Source organism: Enterobacter sp. Ap-1006 (assembly GCF_011752835.1).
In the GTDB taxonomy this organism is placed as follows: Bacteria; Pseudomonadota; Gammaproteobacteria; order Enterobacterales; family Enterobacteriaceae; genus Cedecea.
In genome coordinates, this window is the sequence record NZ_VWWU01000003.1 from 545,164 (window position 1) to 564,284 (window position 19,121).

The 19,121-nt window shown below is 54.9% G+C and carries 18 protein-coding genes; 11 read left to right on the forward strand and 7 right to left on the reverse strand.

Going from position 1 to position 19,121, the window contains the following annotated elements:
• Positions 1-54: 54 nt before the first annotated feature.
• The 3 genes from bioA (at position 55) to F3J28_RS10785 (ending at position 3,158) form a co-directional block, all read left to right on the forward strand.
• Positions 55-1,341, forward strand: coding sequence for an adenosylmethionine--8-amino-7-oxononanoate transaminase (gene bioA, locus F3J28_RS10775; protein WP_166875742.1), 1,287 nt, complete (start codon positions 55-57; stop codon positions 1,339-1,341).
• Between the two features lie 163 nt (positions 1,342-1,504).
• Positions 1,505-1,744, forward strand: coding sequence for a hypothetical protein (locus tag F3J28_RS10780; RefSeq protein WP_008456230.1), 240 nt, complete (start codon positions 1,505-1,507; stop codon positions 1,742-1,744).
• 145 nt (positions 1,745-1,889) lie between these two features.
• The gene (locus F3J28_RS10785; RefSeq protein WP_008456229.1) at positions 1,890-3,158 is read left to right on the forward strand and encodes a putative acyl-CoA thioester hydrolase; all 1,269 of its coding nucleotides are present in this window, start codon (positions 1,890-1,892) and stop codon (positions 3,156-3,158) included.
• Positions 3,159-3,214: 56 nt separating this feature from the next.
• On the opposite strand, the gene pgl is transcribed toward F3J28_RS10785, so the two are convergent.
• Complete coding sequence (gene pgl, locus F3J28_RS10790) at positions 3,215-4,213, reverse strand: 6-phosphogluconolactonase (protein ID WP_008456226.1); 999 nt, start codon at positions 4,211-4,213, stop codon at positions 3,215-3,217.
• A 128-nt stretch (positions 4,214-4,341) separates the two neighbouring features.
• On the opposite strand from pgl, the gene F3J28_RS10795 reads away from it, so the two are divergent.
• On the forward strand, positions 4,342-5,172 hold the full coding sequence (locus F3J28_RS10795) for a pyridoxal phosphatase (RefSeq protein WP_166875745.1): 831 nt from the start codon (positions 4,342-4,344) through the stop codon (positions 5,170-5,172).
• On the opposite strand, the gene modC is transcribed toward F3J28_RS10795, so the two are convergent.
• The 5 genes from modC to F3J28_RS10820 all read right to left on the reverse strand — a co-directional run bounded on the left by modC (position 5,173) and on the right by F3J28_RS10820 (position 9,690).
• Positions 5,173-6,231: a molybdenum ABC transporter ATP-binding protein ModC gene (modC, locus tag F3J28_RS10800; protein WP_166876605.1), complete on the reverse strand. Its 1,059-nt coding sequence runs from the start codon at positions 6,229-6,231 to the stop codon at positions 5,173-5,175.
• Positions 6,231-6,923 carry a molybdate ABC transporter permease subunit gene (gene modB, locus F3J28_RS10805; protein WP_008456216.1) on the reverse strand — a complete coding sequence of 231 codons (693 nt, stop codon included), beginning with the start codon at positions 6,921-6,923 and terminating at the stop codon, positions 6,231-6,233. The genes modC and modB overlap by 1 nt, the downstream gene beginning before the upstream one ends.
• Positions 6,920-7,696 (reverse strand): molybdate ABC transporter substrate-binding protein, encoded by a 777-nt coding sequence (gene modA, locus F3J28_RS10810; protein WP_166875748.1) that lies wholly within the window; start codon positions 7,694-7,696, stop codon positions 6,920-6,922. Before modA ends, modB begins: the two co-directional genes overlap by 4 nt.
• Before the next feature lie 187 nt (positions 7,697-7,883).
• Positions 7,884-8,036, reverse strand: a complete 153-nt coding sequence (locus F3J28_RS10815; RefSeq protein WP_008456213.1) for an AcrZ family multidrug efflux pump-associated protein — start codon at positions 8,034-8,036, stop codon at positions 7,884-7,886.
• 91 nt (positions 8,037-8,127) lie between these two features.
• The gene (locus F3J28_RS10820) at positions 8,128-9,690 is read right to left on the reverse strand and encodes an AbgT family transporter (RefSeq protein WP_166875751.1); all 1,563 of its coding nucleotides are present in this window, start codon (positions 9,688-9,690) and stop codon (positions 8,128-8,130) included.
• Between the two features lie 299 nt (positions 9,691-9,989).
• Here F3J28_RS10820 and modE point away from each other — a divergent pair, with 299 nt between their 5' ends.
• The 7 genes from modE (at position 9,990) to gpmA (ending at position 17,766) form a co-directional block, all read left to right on the forward strand.
• Positions 9,990-10,781, forward strand: a complete 792-nt coding sequence (modE, locus tag F3J28_RS10825) for a molybdenum-dependent transcriptional regulator (RefSeq protein WP_008456206.1) — start codon at positions 9,990-9,992, stop codon at positions 10,779-10,781.
• Positions 10,782-10,858: 77 nt separating this feature from the next.
• On the forward strand, positions 10,859-12,337 hold the full coding sequence (gene modF, locus F3J28_RS10830; RefSeq protein WP_166875755.1) for a molybdate ABC transporter ATP-binding protein ModF: 1,479 nt from the start codon (positions 10,859-10,861) through the stop codon (positions 12,335-12,337).
• A gap of 209 nt (positions 12,338-12,546) precedes the next feature.
• Positions 12,547-13,563 (forward strand): UDP-glucose 4-epimerase GalE, encoded by a 1,017-nt coding sequence (galE, locus tag F3J28_RS10835; RefSeq protein ID WP_008456192.1) that lies wholly within the window; start codon positions 12,547-12,549, stop codon positions 13,561-13,563.
• 9 nt (positions 13,564-13,572) lie between these two features.
• Positions 13,573-14,625, forward strand: a complete 1,053-nt coding sequence (galT, locus tag F3J28_RS10840) for a galactose-1-phosphate uridylyltransferase (RefSeq protein ID WP_166875758.1) — start codon at positions 13,573-13,575, stop codon at positions 14,623-14,625.
• Positions 14,622-15,770 (forward strand): galactokinase, encoded by a 1,149-nt coding sequence (gene galK / locus F3J28_RS10845; protein ID WP_166875761.1) that lies wholly within the window; start codon positions 14,622-14,624, stop codon positions 15,768-15,770. Before galT ends, galK begins: the two co-directional genes overlap by 4 nt.
• Positions 15,764-16,804: a galactose-1-epimerase gene (galM, locus tag F3J28_RS10850; protein WP_166875764.1), complete on the forward strand. Its 1,041-nt coding sequence runs from the start codon at positions 15,764-15,766 to the stop codon at positions 16,802-16,804. Before galK ends, galM begins: the two co-directional genes overlap by 7 nt.
• A gap of 209 nt (positions 16,805-17,013) precedes the next feature.
• Positions 17,014-17,766 carry a 2,3-diphosphoglycerate-dependent phosphoglycerate mutase gene (gene gpmA, locus F3J28_RS10855; RefSeq protein ID WP_008456186.1) on the forward strand — a complete coding sequence of 251 codons (753 nt, stop codon included), beginning with the start codon at positions 17,014-17,016 and terminating at the stop codon, positions 17,764-17,766.
• Between the two features lie 225 nt (positions 17,767-17,991).
• On the opposite strand, the gene aroG is transcribed toward gpmA, so the two are convergent.
• Complete coding sequence (aroG, locus tag F3J28_RS10860; protein ID WP_166875767.1) at positions 17,992-19,044, reverse strand: 3-deoxy-7-phosphoheptulonate synthase AroG; 1,053 nt, start codon at positions 19,042-19,044, stop codon at positions 17,992-17,994.
• Between the last annotated feature and the right edge of the window lie 77 nt (positions 19,045-19,121).

Below are 19,121 nucleotides of genomic sequence, written 5' to 3' on the forward strand. Positions count from 1 at the left end.
TTGACGTTATACTTGTAAACCTAAATGTTTTTCAAATGGTTTACAAGTCACCCTATGACCCCTGATGATTTAGCGTTCGACCAGCGACATATCTGGCACCCGTACACCTCGATGAGCCAGCCGCTCCCGGTTTATCCCGTTGTGGCCGCGGCGGGCTGTGAGCTGCAGCTGGCTGACGGACGCATGCTCGTCGACGGCATGTCCTCCTGGTGGGCGGCTATTCATGGCTACAACCACCCGCGACTGAATCAGGCCATGAAGCGCCAGATTGATAGCATGTCACACGTGATGTTCGGCGGTATTACGCACCCACCTGCCGTTGAGCTGTGCCGCAAGCTGGTCGCGATGACACCTGCCCCGCTGGAATGTGTGTTTCTGGCGGACTCCGGTTCGGTCGCCGTTGAGGTCGCCATGAAAATGGCGCTGCAGTACTGGCACGCCAGGGGACAGCCTCGCCAGCGTTTTCTGACCTTCCGCAATGGCTATCACGGCGATACGTTTGGTGCGATGTCGGTCTGCGATCCTGATAACTCGATGCACAGCCTGTGGCAGGGCTATTTGCCCGAACATCTTTTTGCCCCTGCTCCGCAGTGCAGATTTGGTGATGAATGGAACGAGATGGATATCGTGCCGTTTGCCCGCCTGATGGCTGCACATCGCGAAGAGATTGCCGCCGTTATTCTGGAGCCTGTCGTCCAGGGCGCGGGGGGCATGCGTTTTTACCACCCTGAATGGCTGCGCCGCCTCCGCCGCATGTGCGACCGGGAGGGGATTCTGCTGATCGCCGACGAGATCGCGACAGGTTTTGGCCGCACCGGGAAACTGTTTGCCTGCGACCACGCGGATATTTCACCGGATATCATGTGTCTCGGCAAAGCGCTAACCGGCGGCACAATGACGCTCTCCGCGACGCTTGCCACCCGCCATGTCGCAGAAACCATCAGCGACGGTGAAGCCGGCTGCTTTATGCACGGCCCAACTTTTATGGGGAACCCGCTCGCCTGCGCGGTTGCCAGTGAAAGCCTGGCGCTCCTGGCGGAAGGAGACTGGCAGCAGCAGGTTCTGGCGATTGAGCAGCAGCTTCGGGAAGGTTTGCTGCCGCTGACGGCGAACGAAAACGTAGCCGGCGTGCGCGTCCTGGGTGCTATTGGCGTGGTGGAAACACGCCGGACTGTAGATATGGCCGCTTTGCAGCGTTTCTTTGTCGAACAGGGCGTGTGGATCCGGCCGTTTGGCCGCCTGATCTACCTGATGCCGCCTTATATCATCGGCCCTGAACAGCTGGATAAATTAATTGTGGCCGTCGCGCAGGCGGTAAAAAATCCTGAGTTTTTCCACTAGTTTCTGTTTCAACCGGGCCGGTATCGCTTGCCGGCCTGGCCTGCCCTTCCGCTAATCGATTTCTGAAATTAATTTACTCAAATAAATCCAGTTAAGTTATTAATCCCTTCCCGTCTCGCTGCCGATTAACCTTTCACCAGATTCACATCACAGAGAGACAGAAATGAAGAGAACCGTTGTACTCAGCTTCTGCCTGATGGCAGGCAGCGCCCTGGCCGATACCGGCTCGCCCCAGCTAAAGGCGGAGACACAGTCAGTGATTCGCCAGGCGGGTTATCAATGCGATACCGTGAACAGCGTGTACCCCGCCGCATTCGGAGGTTCACTTACCGTCTCCTGCGATGATGACCACAAATATATTATTCGCAAAAAGAACGGTCAGTATGAAGTAGAAAAAGAATAACAAATCGCTTTTTCATCGCCGAAAAATACCCTCTCCCCCCTTTCTGAAGCCGATTTGCACAAATCGGCTTCCCGTTTCGCTCAACTTAGTATAAAAAGCAGGTTTTGAAATAACCCTCTATTCCACCGTACAGCAAGGAGCAACCTTGAACACATTATCGGTTTCTCGTCGCGCCGCAGCCCTGGCTTTCGCCGTGGCGCTGAGTGCATGTAGCTCAACCCCACCCCAGGACAAACCGTCTACTCAGGTGGCGCCGGGAACCCAGTCCCGCCCTATCCTGGCGGCTGACGAAGCACAGAATTTTGTGGCAGCGCGCTACTTCACCGCGATGAACCCAAATGAAGCCCCGTGGACGCCGTCCTCAATTCGCACGCCTCAGCAGCCTGATTTTGTGGTTGGCCCTGCCGGTACGCCTGGCGTCACCCACACATCAGTCCAGGCCGCGGTGGACGCTGCTATTATCAAGCACAGCAGCTCTCGCCTGTATATCGCCATTATGCCAGGTCAATATGAAGGTACGGTGTATATTCCTGCGGCTTCCGGTAGCGTGACGCTGTACGGCACCTCCGGCAACGCAGATGATGTCAAAATCGGCCTGACGCTGGACTCTGAAATCGACCCGACAACCTGGCGTCGCACCGTTAACCCGGGCGGGAAATACATGCCAGGGAAACCCGCCTGGTACATGTTCGATAACTGCCAGAGCCGCCGCGGCGCGACCGTGGGCGTGATGTGTTCCGCTGCCGTTTGGTCACAGAATAATGGCCTGCAGCTCCAGAACCTGACCATCCAGAACACCCTGGGTGACAGCGTGGACGCCGGCAATCACCAGGCCGTGGCGCTGCGCAGCGATGGCGATAAAGTACAGCTGAATAACGTTCACCTGCTGGGCCGCCAGAACACCTTCTTCGTCACCAACAGCGATGTTCAGAACCGCATGTTGACCAATCGCCAGCCGCGCACGCTGGTGACCAACAGCTACATTGAAGGCGATGTGGATGTGGTCGCAGGCCGCGGTGCCGTGGTGTTTGATAACACCGATTTCCGCCTGGTGAACAGCCGCACCAAAGAAGGTTCCGTGTTCGCACCAGCCACGCTGCCAAACATCTACTACGGCTTCCTGGCAATCAACAGCCGCTTTACCGCAGCCGGTGACGCTCAGCTGGGTCGCTCATGGGATTTAGGCCAGGCCGCAAATGGCCAGGTTGTGATCCGCGACAGCGTGATCAACGAAGGTTTCAACACGGCTAAACCGTGGGGCGATGCGCTGGAGTCCAAGCGTCCGTTCGCGGGCAACATTGGCACCAAAGACGATAAAGGCGCGATCAAACGCGATCTGAATGACCCGAGCTTCAACCGCATGTGGGAGTTCAATAACCGTGGTGTAGGCAGCCCGGTCGTCGAAGAGAAGTAATTTTTAGTTCAGTAATAAAAAACCTCGCCGCGGCGAGGTTTTTTTATGGCTGACAATCAGTGCGCGTTAATCACAACCCACATTGGGCCCTGCCCGACGGCGTAGCGGCCTTTCTCTTCCAGCAGCCCCTGCTCGCCGTTAATTTTGTACACGGCGGCATGATGGGATTTCTGCCCAACGGCAACCAGGTACTTACCGCTGTGGTCAACGTTGAAGCCGCGAGGCTGCTCTTCCGTAGGCTGGTAGCCTTCGATATTCAGCACGCTGCCATCTTCGGAAACGCTGAAGACGGTAATGATGCTGGCGGTGCGGTCACAGGCATAAAGATGGCGACCGTCCGGGGTGATGTGGATATCGGCAGCCCAGCGGGTACCGGTGAAACCTGGCGGCATAAAGTCCAGCGTCTGCACGCATTCAATTTTGCCGTGCGGGTCGCGCAGTTCCCAGACATCAACGGTGCTGTTCAGCTCGTTCACGCAATACACATACTGCTGGTTCGGGTGAAATGCCATGTGGCGCGGGCCTGCGCCCTCAACCGTCGTGACCTCAGCAGGCGTTTGCGCCACCAGCTTGCCGTCATCGGACAGCGTGAACAGGCAGATACGATCCTGCTTCAGCGCAGGCGTCCAGAGCGTGCGGTTATCCGGGGAAATATTCGCCGAGTGGCAGCCGTCCAGCCCTTCAACCACATCGACGGTTTCGCCCGGCAGGCCATCGTTTTCAAGGCTAATCACCGCCACGTTTGCCGCGTTGTATGACGCGCTGAACAGGAAGCGGCCTTTGCGATCGGTAGAAATGTGGGTTGGGCTGCCCGGCAGAGGTGCCACGCCAGCTTCTGTCAGAGAGCCATCATCCGGCGTAATGCGGTAAGCCACTACGCGAAACTCGGGGCGCACGCCAACGTACAGGAAGCGTTTATCCGGGCTGATAACCATCGGCTGAACTTGCCCTGGGGCATCAACCACCTGCACAAGGGTCATTTCACCGCTGGCATGCAGCGTCCAGACGTGGATCTGCTGGCTTTCCGGGCTGGCGGTATAAACTGTCTGTTTCATGACTTTACTTTCCTCCTGACGTCGTAAGTAAGCATCATAAGGCCGGCTCACGGCGCGAGCTATTTTGCGCTATAGCGTGAGCGGTGTACCATCGGAACGAACCTTATGAATAATGACTGGAACCCTAAATGAGTTATCGCGTAATTGCTCTCGATCTCGATGGCACCCTACTGACCCCGCAAAAAACCATTCTCCCGGAGTCCATTACGGCCCTTCAGCAAGCTCGCGAAGCGGGCGTGAAAGTGGTTATCGTAACGGGTCGCCATCATGTCGCCATACATCCTTTTTATCAGGCACTGGCTTTGGATACACCTGCAATTTGCTGCAATGGCACTTATTTGTATGATTATCATGCAAAAAAGGTTCTGGCGTCCGATCCTCTTCGCCCGGAGCAGGCCGCACAAATGGTGGATTTACTGGCAGCTCACCGGGTACATGGCCTGATGTACGTAGACGATGCGATGCTTTATCTCGAAAGCTCAGAACACGTCAAAGCCCACGTCGCCCGCACCCAAACCTGGGCGCAATCATTACCTGAACAGCAGCGCCCGGTTTTCCGTAGCGTGCCTTCATTCAAAGAGGCGGCTCAGGATGTGGAGGCTATCTGGAAATTCGCCCTGACGGATTCAGATATTCCTAAGCTCAAGCAGTTTACCGTTGAGGTAGAGCGCGAACTGGATCTCTCCTGCGAGTGGTCGTGGCACGATCAGGTTGACGTCGCCCAGCGTGGCAACAGTAAAGGCGCCCGTCTGGCTCAGTGGGTAGCGTCCCAGGGTCTGGCCATGGATCAGGTGATTGCCTTCGGTGACAACTACAACGATCTGAGCATGCTGGAAAGTGCCGGGATGGGTGTAGCTATGGGTAATGCTGATGACGCAATTAAATCCCGTGCCGATATGACTATCGGCACGAATCTGGAAACCGGAATCGCCGAAACGCTCTATAAGTACGTGCTGTAATCAGGTTGCGATCGACACGCTTTTCACTTGCGCATACAGCCACTGGCCGGGTTTTACCGCCAGTTCGTCCCGGGCCCAGGGGCTGATGCGCGCCCACAGCGTGCGGGAGCCCACTTCGAGCTGAACCTCCACCTGCCCTTCGTCATCAAAACATTGAGCAACCTTTGCCCGCAGCACGTTACGAATGCTGCTGTTAACCGGCGGCTGAAGCACCAGCGAGACGTCAGAGGCCTGGATGCGAATGCGCAGCGGGGCCTGCACCGGTTTGTCGATTTTGTTCACCCACAGGTGCTGATCGCCAAGCGCCAGCGCCGTCATAGCGTAATGAGGATGATGCTCGAGCACGGTCACTTTCAGCACGCTGCTTTGCTGCTCTTTAGGCAGCCACGGATGCATCACGCTGCTGCCCCAAACCTCTTCAAGATTGCCAAACGCTTTAACATTTCCCGCATCCAGCACCAACACTTTATCCGCCAGATGTAAGATTTCCTCCAGCGAGTGGCTCACGTACAGCATGGGAATATTGATCTCGCGGGCGAGCCGCTGGAGATAAGGCAACAATTCACGTTTACGGGGAATATCCAGAGAGGCTAGCGGCTCGTCCAGCAGCAGCAGTTCCGGCGCGGTCAGAAGTGCCCGTCCAATGGCAACACGCTGCTTTTCGCCGCCGGAAAGGCTCCAGGGAAAACGCTCCAGCAACTCTTCGATGCCGAGCAATGCCACCAGCTTATCAAACTGGCCGGCCATGCTTTTTGCCATGCCGTATTTTAAATTGCCGCGAACTCGGTAGTGCGGGAACAGGCGCGCATCCTGAAAGACATAGCCCACCCGGCGTTTTTCCGGCGGCAGATAAAGCTGTTTTTCGGCATCACTCAGAACGCGATCGTTCAGCACGATACGCCCCTTCTCCGGCTTAGTCAGGCCGCTAATCGCATTGATTAATGAGGTTTTCCCTGCCCCAGAAACGCCAAAAACAGCCGTGATGCCCTGGCCCGGCAGGGTTTCGTTGATTTCCAGCCGGTGCGTACCCAGCGTCTGAACGAAGTTAAGTTCCAGCATCAGTTTGCCCCCATACGCTTGCGGCTGACTCTCGCCAGCCATTCGGCCACCAGCAGCGAGGCCATCGCCAGGGCGATAGCGATCAGGCACAAACGTGCGGCGGCGCTTTCTCCGCCGGGGGTTTGAATCAGGGTATACATGGCCGAAGGCAGCGTTCGGGTTTCACCGGGAATGTTGGACACAAAAGTAATTGTCGCGCCAAACTCACCCAGCGAGCGGGCAAAGGCCAGTACGGTACCCGCAATAATCCCCGGCAACGTTAACGGCAGAGTAATGGTGCAAAAGACACGCCAGCGCCCTGCGCCCAGCGTTCTGGCGGCCTGCTCAAGACGGAGATCAACCCCTTCCAGCGCAAGGCGGATTGCCCTGACCATCAGCGGGAAAGACATAACCGCCGCCGCCAGCACCGCCCCTCGCCAGCTAAAGGCGAAGGTAATGCCAAACCAGTCATACAGCCAGGCACCAATAAAACCACGGCGGCCAAAAGCCACCAATAGCAAATAGCCCACCACCACCGGCGGCAGGACTAAGGGAAGATGAATCAGGCTATCGAGCAAGGCTTTGCCCGGGAAGCGGCAACGAACCAGCACCCAGGCAAAGAAGATCCCGACAGGAAGGCTGAAGAGTACCGCAATAGATGAGACTTTTAGGCTTAGCAGTACCGCCTGCCACTCGGGATCGCTCAATATCATTGTTTCGTCGTAAATCCGTATTTTTGGAAGACTTTCGCCGCTTCCGGTCCTTTCAGATAGCTATAGAACGCGGTCACTGACGGGTTATCGTGGCCTTTCACAATCGCAATCGGGTATTCCACTTTCTTATGGGAATCTTCCGGGAAGGTCCCCACGACTTTTACGCCTTTTCCAGCGACGGCGTCAGAACCGTAAACGATGCCCAGCGGGGCTTCGTCGCGCTCAACCAGCGCCAGCGCACCACGGACATCTTCCGCCGGAGCAAGTTTACTGGATAAGCTGTCCCATGCGCCCAGCTTTTGCAGCGCCTCTTTGGCGTAAATCCCAGCAGGAACATGATCGGGATCGCCCACGGCCAGACGGCCACCTTTCAGCAGCGATGCCCAGTCGGTTTTCGCATCAATGGTGATGTCGCCCTGCTTGCTGGCGGTCGGCGCGACGACAACCAGGCTGTTACCCAGTAGCGTTTCGCGAGTGTCCGTTTTGATAGTGTCTTTCTCAACAGCATAATCCATCCATTTCTGGTCGGCAGAAATAAACAGATCGGCCGGCGCCCCCGCTTCAATCTGGCGAGCCAGCGTGGAGGAAGAGGCAAAAGAAGAAGCGATCTCAACTTTCTTCTCTTTCTGATATTGCGTGGCAATATCCTGCATCGCATTGGTTAACGACGCCGCCGCAAAGACGGTAATTTTACTACTTTCAGCCAGTGCCTGGCCTGCCAGAGAAACAGATAATGCCGCGCCCAGGGCAAGGCGAACCCAACGTTGTTTCATGTTTTCACTCCGTTTGTTTCGTTATGTAACGTGAAATATAACGATTGCAATGCGGAAGATACAGAATTTATCGGCAGAAAGAAGAAGGGCTTTAAAGTTCTTGACGGAGATCAACGGAAAGAGCGTATGTAGAGGGCGCTAAGGCGGCAGAAAGAGAAAACCCGGCAAATGCCGGGCCTTCAGGGAATCAGTGATGCTGTTTCGGCTGTTGGTCGCGATGACCGACTTTTGAAAAGACGTTAAACACTTCACCCAATCCGTAGATGAGACCGAGGATCACTGCCATCACTACCGGCACCATGACCACGGCAAACACCAGGCTTTTCAATAACTCGAACATAGTTGCCTCCGGCAAAAGCGAGAGTGATTATTCTAGCGTCAGTTGAGAAAAACGCACTCTCCTTTTGTGCCATTTGCCCGCCCGCCCCGGCTTATCCGGCAGACCAGGTATAAGGAGCAGCAATACCGAGCGGTATTTCAAGCCCCCACCATACCAGCAGGAAGAGGCTCCAGCTCACCAGGAAGGCGATAGAATAAGGCATCATCATCGACACCAGCGTGCCCACGCCAGCGCCTTTCACATAGCGCTGGCAGTAAATCACGATCAGCGGGAAGAACACCATCATCGGCGTGATAATGTTTGTGGAAGAATCACCGATGCGGAATGCCGCCTGCGTAAGCTCTGGCGATATTCCAACGGCCATAAGCATCGGCACCATAATAGGCGACAGCAGCGCCCATTTTGCGGAAGCCGAACCAATCAGCAGATTAACCAGCGCCGTCAGCAGCACCATGCCGATGATTGTAGCCTCTCCCGGCAGCGCCATGGCTTTCAGGCCGTCCGCCCCCGCCAGCGCCACCAGCGTACCAATATTCGAATCGCTGAAGGCTTTGATAAACAGCGCACAGAAAAACGCCATCACCATATAAGAACCCATTTTGCTCATTGAGTCGTTCATCGCCCCAATGACGTCTTTCCCCGATTTAAAGGTACCTGCCGCAAAACCATAGACAATGCCCGGCAGGATAAAAATAAGGAAGATAAGCGGCACGATTGACTTCATGATAGGCGCGCCGAAGTCGGTTAACGCGCCTTCAGGGCTGCGCAGCGTTGAGCTTTCAGGCCAGGCGGCAGCGGCAAGCCCCAGTAAACTAAGGAGCATCACCAGCCCCGCACGACGGAATGCCCGGCTCTCTTCTGACGTGACGCTGGACATATCTTCATCATGCTTAAAGTCGCCATCAACCGCCATTTTACTGACCCGGGGCTCAACGATTTTCTCCGTCACCCACCAGCCAACAAGAGTAATCAATATTGTTGAGCCGATCCCGAAGAACAGATTACACAGCGTGTTCACGGTATACGTTGAGTCGAGCAGCTGAGCGGCGGCCTGGGTGAAACCTTGCAGCAGCGCGTCGTTCCCGGTTGGCACCATATTGGCCGCAAAGCCACCGGATACGCCGGAAAATGCCGCCGCGATCCCCACCAAAGGATGGCGCCCGGCAGACATAAAAATAATGGCGCCGAGAGGGATCACCAGCACATATCCCGCATCCGCCGCGACGTGGCTAAACATAGCGACAAAAATCAGCATCGGCGTCAGCAGTTTTTTCGGCGTAACGCGCAGCATTTTTTTCAACGCAACGTTAATAAAGCCGGAGCTTTCGGCAACGCCGACGCCCAGCATCGCCACCAGAACAATGCCTAAAGGAGCAAAGCTGGTAAAAGTGGTCACCATCGTGGAAAGCGTAAGCGTTAGCGCCTCGGCGGAAAGCAGGTTATTGACCTGCACGGCCTGCTGCGTTACCGGATTAACGATGTCAAACTCCAGCTGTGACAGCACGGCGGATAGCCCCATCACAACCAGTAAAAAATAGAAGAAAATCAGCGCGGGTTCCGGCAGTCGGTTACCAGCTTTTTCGATGGCGTTAAGAAAACCGTTCAGTAAGCGGTTCTCTTTTGCCTCACTTCCTTTTGTTGTCGACGTACTCATAGTTGCCCCCAATCCCGACAAATGTCTGTTATGTCATCCAATGTACGGCAGGGATAATAGAGGTAATGACACGATGAAACTATTCTTTTAATGAAATTAATCTCTAAATAAGACCGGGTTAATAAAAATTAAAATCTAATAAACAGATAAAATCTGGTTATTAATTCGATATAATCGAACAGTAACCATGAAATTGCTGTGCTCAATCAGGAACGATTTGTCCCCTGGCGGCGAGCTGATATAATTTTCCCCATGATTACAAAGGGAAACGCTGAGCCGGTTTGCGGCGCGGAGAAACTATGCAGGCTGAAATTTTATTAACGCTGAAACTCCAGCAACGGCTGTTCGCCGACCCGCGACGCATTGCGCTGCTTAAACAAATTCGCCACACGGGCTCCATTAGCCAGGGTGCAAAACTGGCGGGTATCAGCTACAAAAGCGCCTGGGATGCCATTAACGAAATGAACCAGTTGGCAGAATCAAGCCTGGTTGATCGCGCCACCGGCGGCAAAGGCGGCGGCGGTGCCGTCCTGACACGGTACGGCGAGCGCCTTATTCAGCTTTACGATCTGCTCGCGCAAATTCAACAAAAGGCCTTTGATGTTCTGCAGGATGATGCCCTGCCTTTAGACAGTCTGCTCGCCGCAATTTCTCGCTTTTCGCTGCAAACAAGCGCCCGCAATCAGCTGTTTGGTACGGTACTTAAACGCGATGACGAACAGGTTCAGCAGCACGTCGATATTCTGCTGGCTGACGGTGAAACTCGTCTGAAAGCGGCGATTACCCGCCAAAGCGCAGAGCGGCTTGGGCTGGACGAAGGCAAAGAAGTATTGGTGCTTATCAAAGCGCCGTGGATAGACGTCACGACTGATGCTAATGCGGCGGGCAATGCCGATAACCAGTTGCCGGGCAAAATCAGCAGCATTGAGCAGGGCAAAGAACAAAGTGAAGTGCTGGTTCAGTTGGCGGATGGCCAGACGCTGTGCGCCACTCTGCCGAATATCCACGTAGAACAACAGGCGCTGGCAGAAGGTGCTAAGGTCACAGCATATTTCAATGCAGACAGGGTGATTGTCGCGACACTCTGCTAAAAGTCCGCTTCTCATTGACATCAACGCAGACACGCCGTATTTCTGTAGCTTCATCGCTGCAAAAAATGGGATAAAACATGTCTGCGTTGCAAATTTCGCAAGGTACGTTTCACCTTAGCGACATAAAAACCCTTACCCTGAACGACCTTACCCTTCGCGCCGGAGAAAGCTGGGCCTTTGTTGGGGCGAACGGCAGCGGCAAATCCGCTCTTGCCCGTGCGCTGGCCGGTAGCCTGCCCATCATGAAGGGCGAACGCCACTGCGGCTTCACCCGCATTGCTCATCTCTCTTTTGAACAGTTGCAAAAGCTGGTCAGCGACGAATGGCAGCGTAATAACACCGATATGCTAAGCGCCGACGAAGACGATACCGGCCGCACCACCGCAGAAATTATACAGGAAGAGGTGGTCGATGAGGCTCGTTGCGGCGAACTGGCCGCGCTGTTTGGCATTGAACATCTGCTCACTCGCCGCTTTAAATACCTGTCGACGGGGGAAACGCGTAAAACGCTGCTTTGCCAGGCGTTGATGTCAGAGCCAGAACTGCTGATCCTGGATGAGCCGTTCGACGGGCTGGACGTGAAATCCCGTCAGCAGTTGGCAAGCCTTCTCGAGCAGCTTAGCGCCCAGGGCTACACCCTGGTTCTGGTCCTGAACCGATTCGATGAAATCCCGGATTTTGTGCAATTTGCCGGCGTGCTGGCGGACTGCACGCTGACAGAAAGCGGTAAAAAGCAGGCGCTACTTGAGCAGGCGCTCATCGCTCAGTTGGCCCACAGCGAGAAGCTGGCGGGCGTGGCGCTTCCGGAAGCTGACGATCCGTCCGCTCGCTATACGCTGCCGGAAAACCAACCTCGTATTGTGCTTAACGATGGCGTGGTGGAATACAACGATCGCCCTATCCTGCACAAACTTAGCTGGTCAGTGAACCCCGGCGAGCACTGGCAAATTGTCGGCCCTAACGGCGCAGGAAAATCAACGCTACTCAGCCTGATCACTGGCGATCATCCGCAGGGCTACAGCAACGATCTGACGCTGTTTGGCCGCCGCCGGGGCAGCGGCGAGACAATCTGGGATATCAAAAAACACATTGGGTACGTCAGCAGCAGCCTGCATCTGGATTACCGCGTGAGCACCACCGTGCGAAACGTTATTCTGTCCGGCTATTTTGACTCCATTGGGATCTACCAGGCCGTTTCGGATCGTCAACAGAAGCTGACCCGCGAATGGCTGCATATGTTAGGGATGGATAACGCCACCGCCGATGCGCCATTCCATAGTTTATCCTGGGGGCAGCAGCGCCTGGCGTTAATCGCCCGCGCGCTGGTTAAGCACCCCACATTGCTGATCCTCGATGAGCCTTTGCAAGGGCTGGATCCGCTCAACCGGCAGCTGATACGCCGCTTTGTCGATATTTTGATTGGCGAGGGAGAAACGCAGCTGCTGTTTGTGTCCCACCACGCCGAAGATGCGCCGCAGTGCATTACCCATCGGCTGACGTTCATACCCGACGGCGACAAATACGGCTACCAGCTGGAAAAAATTCTTCCCTCATAATCTCGCAACACGCGGCGGCTATTCCTGACCTGACTTTCGGAATAGCCGTACGCTTTTATTCTACCTGTCTGTTTTACAATGCCTTGTATACTGCTTTAGCCGTATTACTGACGCAGTGTAAACGATACCACTAATCTGGTGCATATCACATTTTTCAGCCATCTGTTATGCTATGGTTATCTTAACCCATAGGCTATATGGAGCGAAAAATGAGAGTTTTGGTCACAGGTGGTAGCGGTTACATTGGAAGTCATACCTGCGTACAATTGCTGCAAAACGGTCATGACGTGGTGATCCTCGATAACCTCTGCAACAGCAAACGCAGCGTACTGCCAGAAATTGAACGTCTGGGCGGCAAGCATCCGCTGTTTATCAATGGTGATATTCGCGACGAAGCCCTGCTGGCAGAAATTTTCCACGATCATCGTATTGACGCCGTGATCCATTTTGCCGGTCTGAAAGCCGTCGGCGAATCGGTGAATAAGCCGCTGGAGTATTACGACAACAACGTGACCGGCACCCTGAAGCTTATCGCCGCCATGCGCGCGGCAAATGTCACTAACTTCATATTCAGCTCTTCCGCTACCGTTTACGGTGACCAGCCTCAAATCCCTTATGTAGAAAGTTTCCCTACCGGTAAACCCGCCAGCCCTTACGGCCAAAGCAAGCTGATGGTTGAGCAAATTCTTACCGACCTGCAAAAAGCCCAGCCAAACTGGAGCGTTGCGCTGCTGCGCTACTTCAACCCGGTTGGCGCCCATCCGTCGGGTGATATGGGCGAAGATCCTCAGGGCATCCCAAATAACCTGATGCCGTACATCGCGCAGGTTGCCGTAGGCCGCCGTGACTCGCTGGCTATCTTTGGTAACGATTACCCAACCGAAGATGGCACCGGCGTGCGTGATTACATCCACGTGATGGATCTCGCCGACGGTCACGTGGCCGCTATGCAGGCACTGAACGGTAAACCAGGCGTCCATATTTACAACCTGGGCGCAGGCGTCGGCAGCAGCGTGCTCGACGTGGTGAACGCCTTCAGCAAAGCCTGCGGTAAACCGGTGAACTACCACTTTGCCCCTCGTCGTGATGGCGATCTGCCGGCCTACTGGGCCGACGCCACCAAAGCCGACAAAGAACTCAACTGGCGTGTCAGCCGTTCGCTGCAGGAAATGGCAGACGATACCTGGCGCTGGCAGTCACGCCATCCCCAAGGTTATGAAGATTAAGGATATGTGATGGAGCAGTTTAACCCGGTCGATCACCCGCATCGCCGCTATAACCCGCTAACGGGTCAATGGATTTTAGTTTCGCCACATCGGGCGAAACGCCCCTGGCAGGGCGCGCAGGAAACTCCTGCACAAGAAAAACTTCCGGCACACGATCCGGACTGTTTTCTTTGCCCAGGGAATACGCGCGTTACCGGGGATAAAAATCCCGAGTACACCGGCACTTTCGTTTTTACCAACGATTTTGCGGCGCTGATGACGAACACGCCCGATGCCCCAGCGAACCAGGATCCCTTGATGCGTTGCGAAAGCGCGCGCGGAACCAGCCGGGTTATCTGCTTCTCTCCCGATCACAGTAAAACATTGCCAGAGCTTACGCTTCCCGCTCTGGAAGAAGTCGTACAAACCTGGCAACAGCAGACCACTGAGCTGGGGCAGACATACCCGTGGGTTCAGGTATTTGAAAACAAAGGTGCGGCCATGGGCTGCTCCAACCCACATCCTCACGGACAGGTTTGGGCCAACAGCTTTTTGCCTAATGAAGTTGCCCGTGAAGATACCCTACAGCGTGAATATTTCGCCCACCAGGGCACCCCAATGCTGCTGGACTACGTGCAGCGTGAACGGGCGGACGGTAGTCGCACCGTGGTTGAAACCGAACACTGGCTGGCCGTCGTCCCTTACTGGGCAGCCTGGCCGTTCGAAACGCTGCTGCTGCCCAAAACCCACGTCCTGCGTATCACCGACCTCAGTGCAGAACAAGGTGCTGACCTGGCGTTAGCGCTGAAAAAACTCACCAGCCGCTATGACAACCTCTTCCAGTGCTCCTTCCCCTACTCAATGGGCTGGCACGGCGCGCCGTTCAACGGTGAAAGCAATCAGCACTGGCAGCTTCACGCGCATTTCTACCCGCCGCTGCTGCGCAGCGCCACGGTACGTAAATTTATGGTCGGCTATGAAATGCTGGCCGAAACCCAACGAGATTTAACCGCAGAGCAAGCCGCAGAACGCTTGCGTGCCGTCAGTGATATCCATTTCCGCCAGTCAGGAGCATCATTATGAGTCTGAAAGAGAAAACCCAGCGTCTGTTCGCTGAACAATTTGGCTACCCGGCCACCCACGCTATTCAGGCCCCAGGCCGTGTAAACCTGATTGGTGAGCACACCGATTACAACGATGGTTTCGTGCTGCCCTGCGCCATTGATTACCAGACGGTTATCAGCTGTGCCAAACGAGACGACCGTATCGTGCGAGTTGTTGCCGCCGATTATGACAATCAACAGGACAGCTTCTCCCTTGATGCCCCTATCGTCTCGCATAACACGCAACAGTGGGCTAACTATGTTCGCGGCGTAGTGAAGCATCTGCAAAAGCGAGATAAAAACTTTTCCGGCGTGGATATGGTGATCGGCGGCAATGTGCCGCAGGGCGCAGGGTTAAGCTCGTCAGCCTCGCTGGAAGTCGCGGTCGGCAAAGTCTTCCAGCATCTGTACCACCTGCCTCTGGATGGCGCTCAGCTGGCTCTCAATGGCCAGGAAGCAGAGAACCAGTTTGTCGGCTGCAACTGCGGCATTATGGATCAGCTGATTTCCGCCCTTGGCAAGAAAGACCACGCCCTGCTGATTGATTGCCGCTCCCTGGGAACGAAAGCTGTGTCCATGCCAAAAGGCGCTGCAGTAGTCATCATCAACAGTAACTTCAAGCGCACGCTGGTGGGTAGCGAATACAACACCCGCCGCGAACAGTGTGAAACCGGTGCCCGTTTCTTTAGCCAGAAAGCCCTGCGCGACGTTGAGCTGGCAAAATTCAATGCCGTAGCGCACGAGCTTGATCCAATTGTTGCCAAACGCGTTCGTCATGTGCTGACCGAAAATATCCGTACCGTGGAAGCCGCAGATGCACTTGCCAAAGGTGACCTGGTTCGCATGGGGCAGCTGATGGCCGAATCTCACGCTTCCATGCGCGATGATTTCGAAATCACCGTGCCACAAATCGATACTCTGGTAGAGATCGTCAAAGCGACGATTGGCGAGAAAGGTGGCGTACGTATGACCGGCGGTGGTTTTGGGGGCTGTATTGTCGCCCTGGTGCCTGAAGATCTCGTCCCGGCCGTGAAACAGGCTGTGGAAGAACAGTACGAGAGCAAAACCGGGGTTAAAGAAACCTTCTACGTTTGCAAGGCCTCCGAAGGAGCAGGCCAATGCTAAAAGAGACACCGCAGCTGGCGCCGGACGGTCAGCCGTTTCGGCTTACCACCCTGCGCAATAACGCGGGGATGGTTGTCACCCTGATGGACTGGGGCGCGACCTTGCTTTCCTGTCGGGTGTCGCTCAAAGACGGTAGCGTGCGGGAAACGCTGCTGGGCTGCGCTTCGCCTGAGCAGTATTTACAGCAAAGTGCCTTTATGGGTGCGACCGTCGGGCGCTACGCTAACCGTATTGCCGGAGGGAAGCTTACCGTTGGCGGCGAAATGCTCCAGCTTGAGATTAACCAGGGCGAAAATCAGCTTCACGGCGGGCCGGAAGGCTTCGACAAACGCCGCTGGCGCATTGCCGTGCAAAATGAGCAGGCTGTGACGTACGCGCTGGATTCCTGCGACGGCGATCAGGGTTTCCCCGGTAAATTACACACTACGGCGCGCTATGCCTTAACGGAAGATAACCGCATCAGCATCGAGCTTCGTGCCACCGTCGATAAGCCGTGCCCGGTCGGCCTCACCAACCACGCCTACTTCAATCTTGACCGCGTTCAAAGCGATGTGCGGCAGCATAAACTTCAATTGCTGGCCGACAGCTATTTGCCCGTCGACGCCAGCGGCTTGCCGTCGGGCAGCCTGAAAAAAGTGGCCGACACCAGCTTTGACTTTCGTGAACCTAAGACGCTTGCACAAGATTTTCTGGCCGACGCCGAGCAGCAAATCACCAAAGGCTACGACCATGCTTTCCTGCTGCAGGCCAAAGGCGATCTCAGCCAGCCCGTGGCACGAGTCTGGTCCACCGACGGTGCGCTGGAAATGAACGTGTTTACGACGGCGCCTGCGTTACAGGTCTATAGCGGAAACTATCTGGCGGGCACCCCTGCACGTGACAAAGAAAACTACAGCGACTGGAACGGTCTGGCGCTGGAGAGCGGCTTCCTGCCGGACAGCCCAAATCACCCGGAATGGCCGCAGCCGGACTGCTGGTTAAACCCGGATGAGACGTATCTCAGCATTACGGAATACCAGTTTCTGCCACATTAAAACCTATTGCCCTTTTCAATAAGGGCAATTTCTCACCAAATTGCTGACTTTCCCGCCAGATCGCGCCAAAAATATAACAACCTTTTACAACCACCTTACACTCCACGCGCTTTTTCGCTATGTTAAACGTTTATCATTGCCGTGGCTTATGGCGCGGCAATATAATGATAATTGTTATCATTAATCCCAGGCTCATTAAGGAGTAAATCATGGCTGTTACTAAGCTGGTACTGGTTCGTCACGGCGAAAGCCAGTGGAACAACGAAAACCGCTTCACTGGTTGGTATGATGTTGATCTGTCTGATAAAGGTCGTACCGAAGCTAAGGCTGCCGGTAAGCTTCTGAAGGATGAAGGCTTCACTTTCGACTTCGCTTACACCTCTGTGCTGAAACGTGCCATCCACACTCTGTGGAACATCCTCGATGAACTGGACCAGGCCTGGCTGCCGGTCGAGAAATCCTGGAAACTGAACGAGCGTCACTACGGCGCCCTGCAGGGTCTGAACAAAGCTGAAACCGCTGAAAAATACGGTGACGAGCAGGTTAAACAGTGGCGTCGCGGCTTCGCGATCACCCCACCAGAGCTGTCTAAAGACGACGAGCGCTTCCCTGGCCACGATCCACGTTACGCTAAACTGACCGACAGCGAACTGCCAACTACCGAAAGCCTGGCGCTGACCATCGACCGCGTAACGCCGTTCTGGAATGAGTCCATTCTGCCACGCATGAAATCCGGCGAGCGCGTTATCGTTGCGGCTCACGGTAACTCCCTGCGCGCACTGGTTAAATACCTGGATAACCTGAGCGAAGATGAGATCCTCGAGCTGAACATCCCTACCGGCGTACCGCTGGTTTATGAGTTCGATGAAAACTTCAAACCGCTGAAACGTTACTACCTGGGCAACGCTGACGAAATCGCAGCGAAAGCCGCCGCAGTAGCCAACCAGGGCAAAGCGAAGTAATTCGCCGCCCATAAAAAAAGGCGTGGTAAGCACCACGCCCCAAGACTGCTGACAAACCTATGGTTATAGAAGAAATACCAGAAGGCTTGTTGAAAAACAGGAAAATCAATTCATTGATTTTCGGCTGATAACCACAAAGAGGGAAAAACCACGATTTTTCCCTCTTTGTCAGCAAACAAAAGGCGTGGTAAACACCACGCCTTTTTTATTGCTCAAATCAGGCCATTAGCCGCGACGAGCTTTTACCGCAGCGGCAAGCTGACGCAGCGCCACTTCTGTATCATCCCAGCCGATGCAGGCGTCGGTAACGCTTTTGCCGTAGACCAGCGGCTCGCCGCTCTCCAGGCTTTGATTACCTTCTACCAGATGGCTTTCAATCATCACGCCGATGATAGCCTTTTCGCCACTGGCAATTTGGCCGCAAACGTCGGCAGAAACATCCATCTGCTTTTTAAACTGTTTGCTGCTGTTGGCGTGGCTGAAATCGATCATCACCTGTGGCTCAAGCCCCGCTTTAACCAGGCCAGCTTTGACTTCTTCCACATGCTTCGCGCTGTAGTTAGGCTCTTTGCCGCCACGCAGAATAATGTGGCAGTCACCGTTCCCGCTAGTGTTGACGATAGCGGAATGGCCCCACTTGGTTACGGACAGGAAGCAGTGCGGTGCTCCAGCGGCGTTGATGGCATCAATCGCAACTTTGATCGTGCCGTCGGTGCCGTTTTTAAAGCCAACCGGGCAAGAGAGGCCAGAAGCCAGTTCGCGGTGCACCTGTGATTCAGTGGTACGCGCGCCGATAGCGCCCCAGCTCATCAGATCCGCCAGATACTGAGGCGTGATCATATCGAGGAATTCCCCCGCCGCTGGCAGGCCGGAATCGTTGATATCCAGCAGCAGTTTACGCGCAATACGCAGACCGTCGTTAATCTGGTAGCTGCTGTCCATGTGCGGATCGTTAATCAGGCCTTTCCAACCCACCGTAGTGCGTGGTTTTTCAAAATAGACGCGCATCACCACTTCCAGCTCGCCCTGAAGCTCTTCACGCAATGCCAGCAGACGCGTGCCGTACTCTTTGGCGGCTTTTGTGTCGTGGATAGAGCATGGCCCAATCACCACCAGCAGGCGATCGTCGCTGCCTTTAAGGATTTTATGGATCGCTTTACGCGCCTGAGAGACAGTGTGGGCGGCTTTTTCAGTGGCGGGGAATTTTTCCAACAGCGCTACAGGGGGGAGAAGCTCGTTAATCTCTTTAATTCTTAAGTCGTCGTTCTGATAATTCATGATATTTCCGGGGTCGTCCTGATATTTTTCTTCGTTGCAATCCTTTCAATCTAACTCGCATAACCACAAGTGTAAAC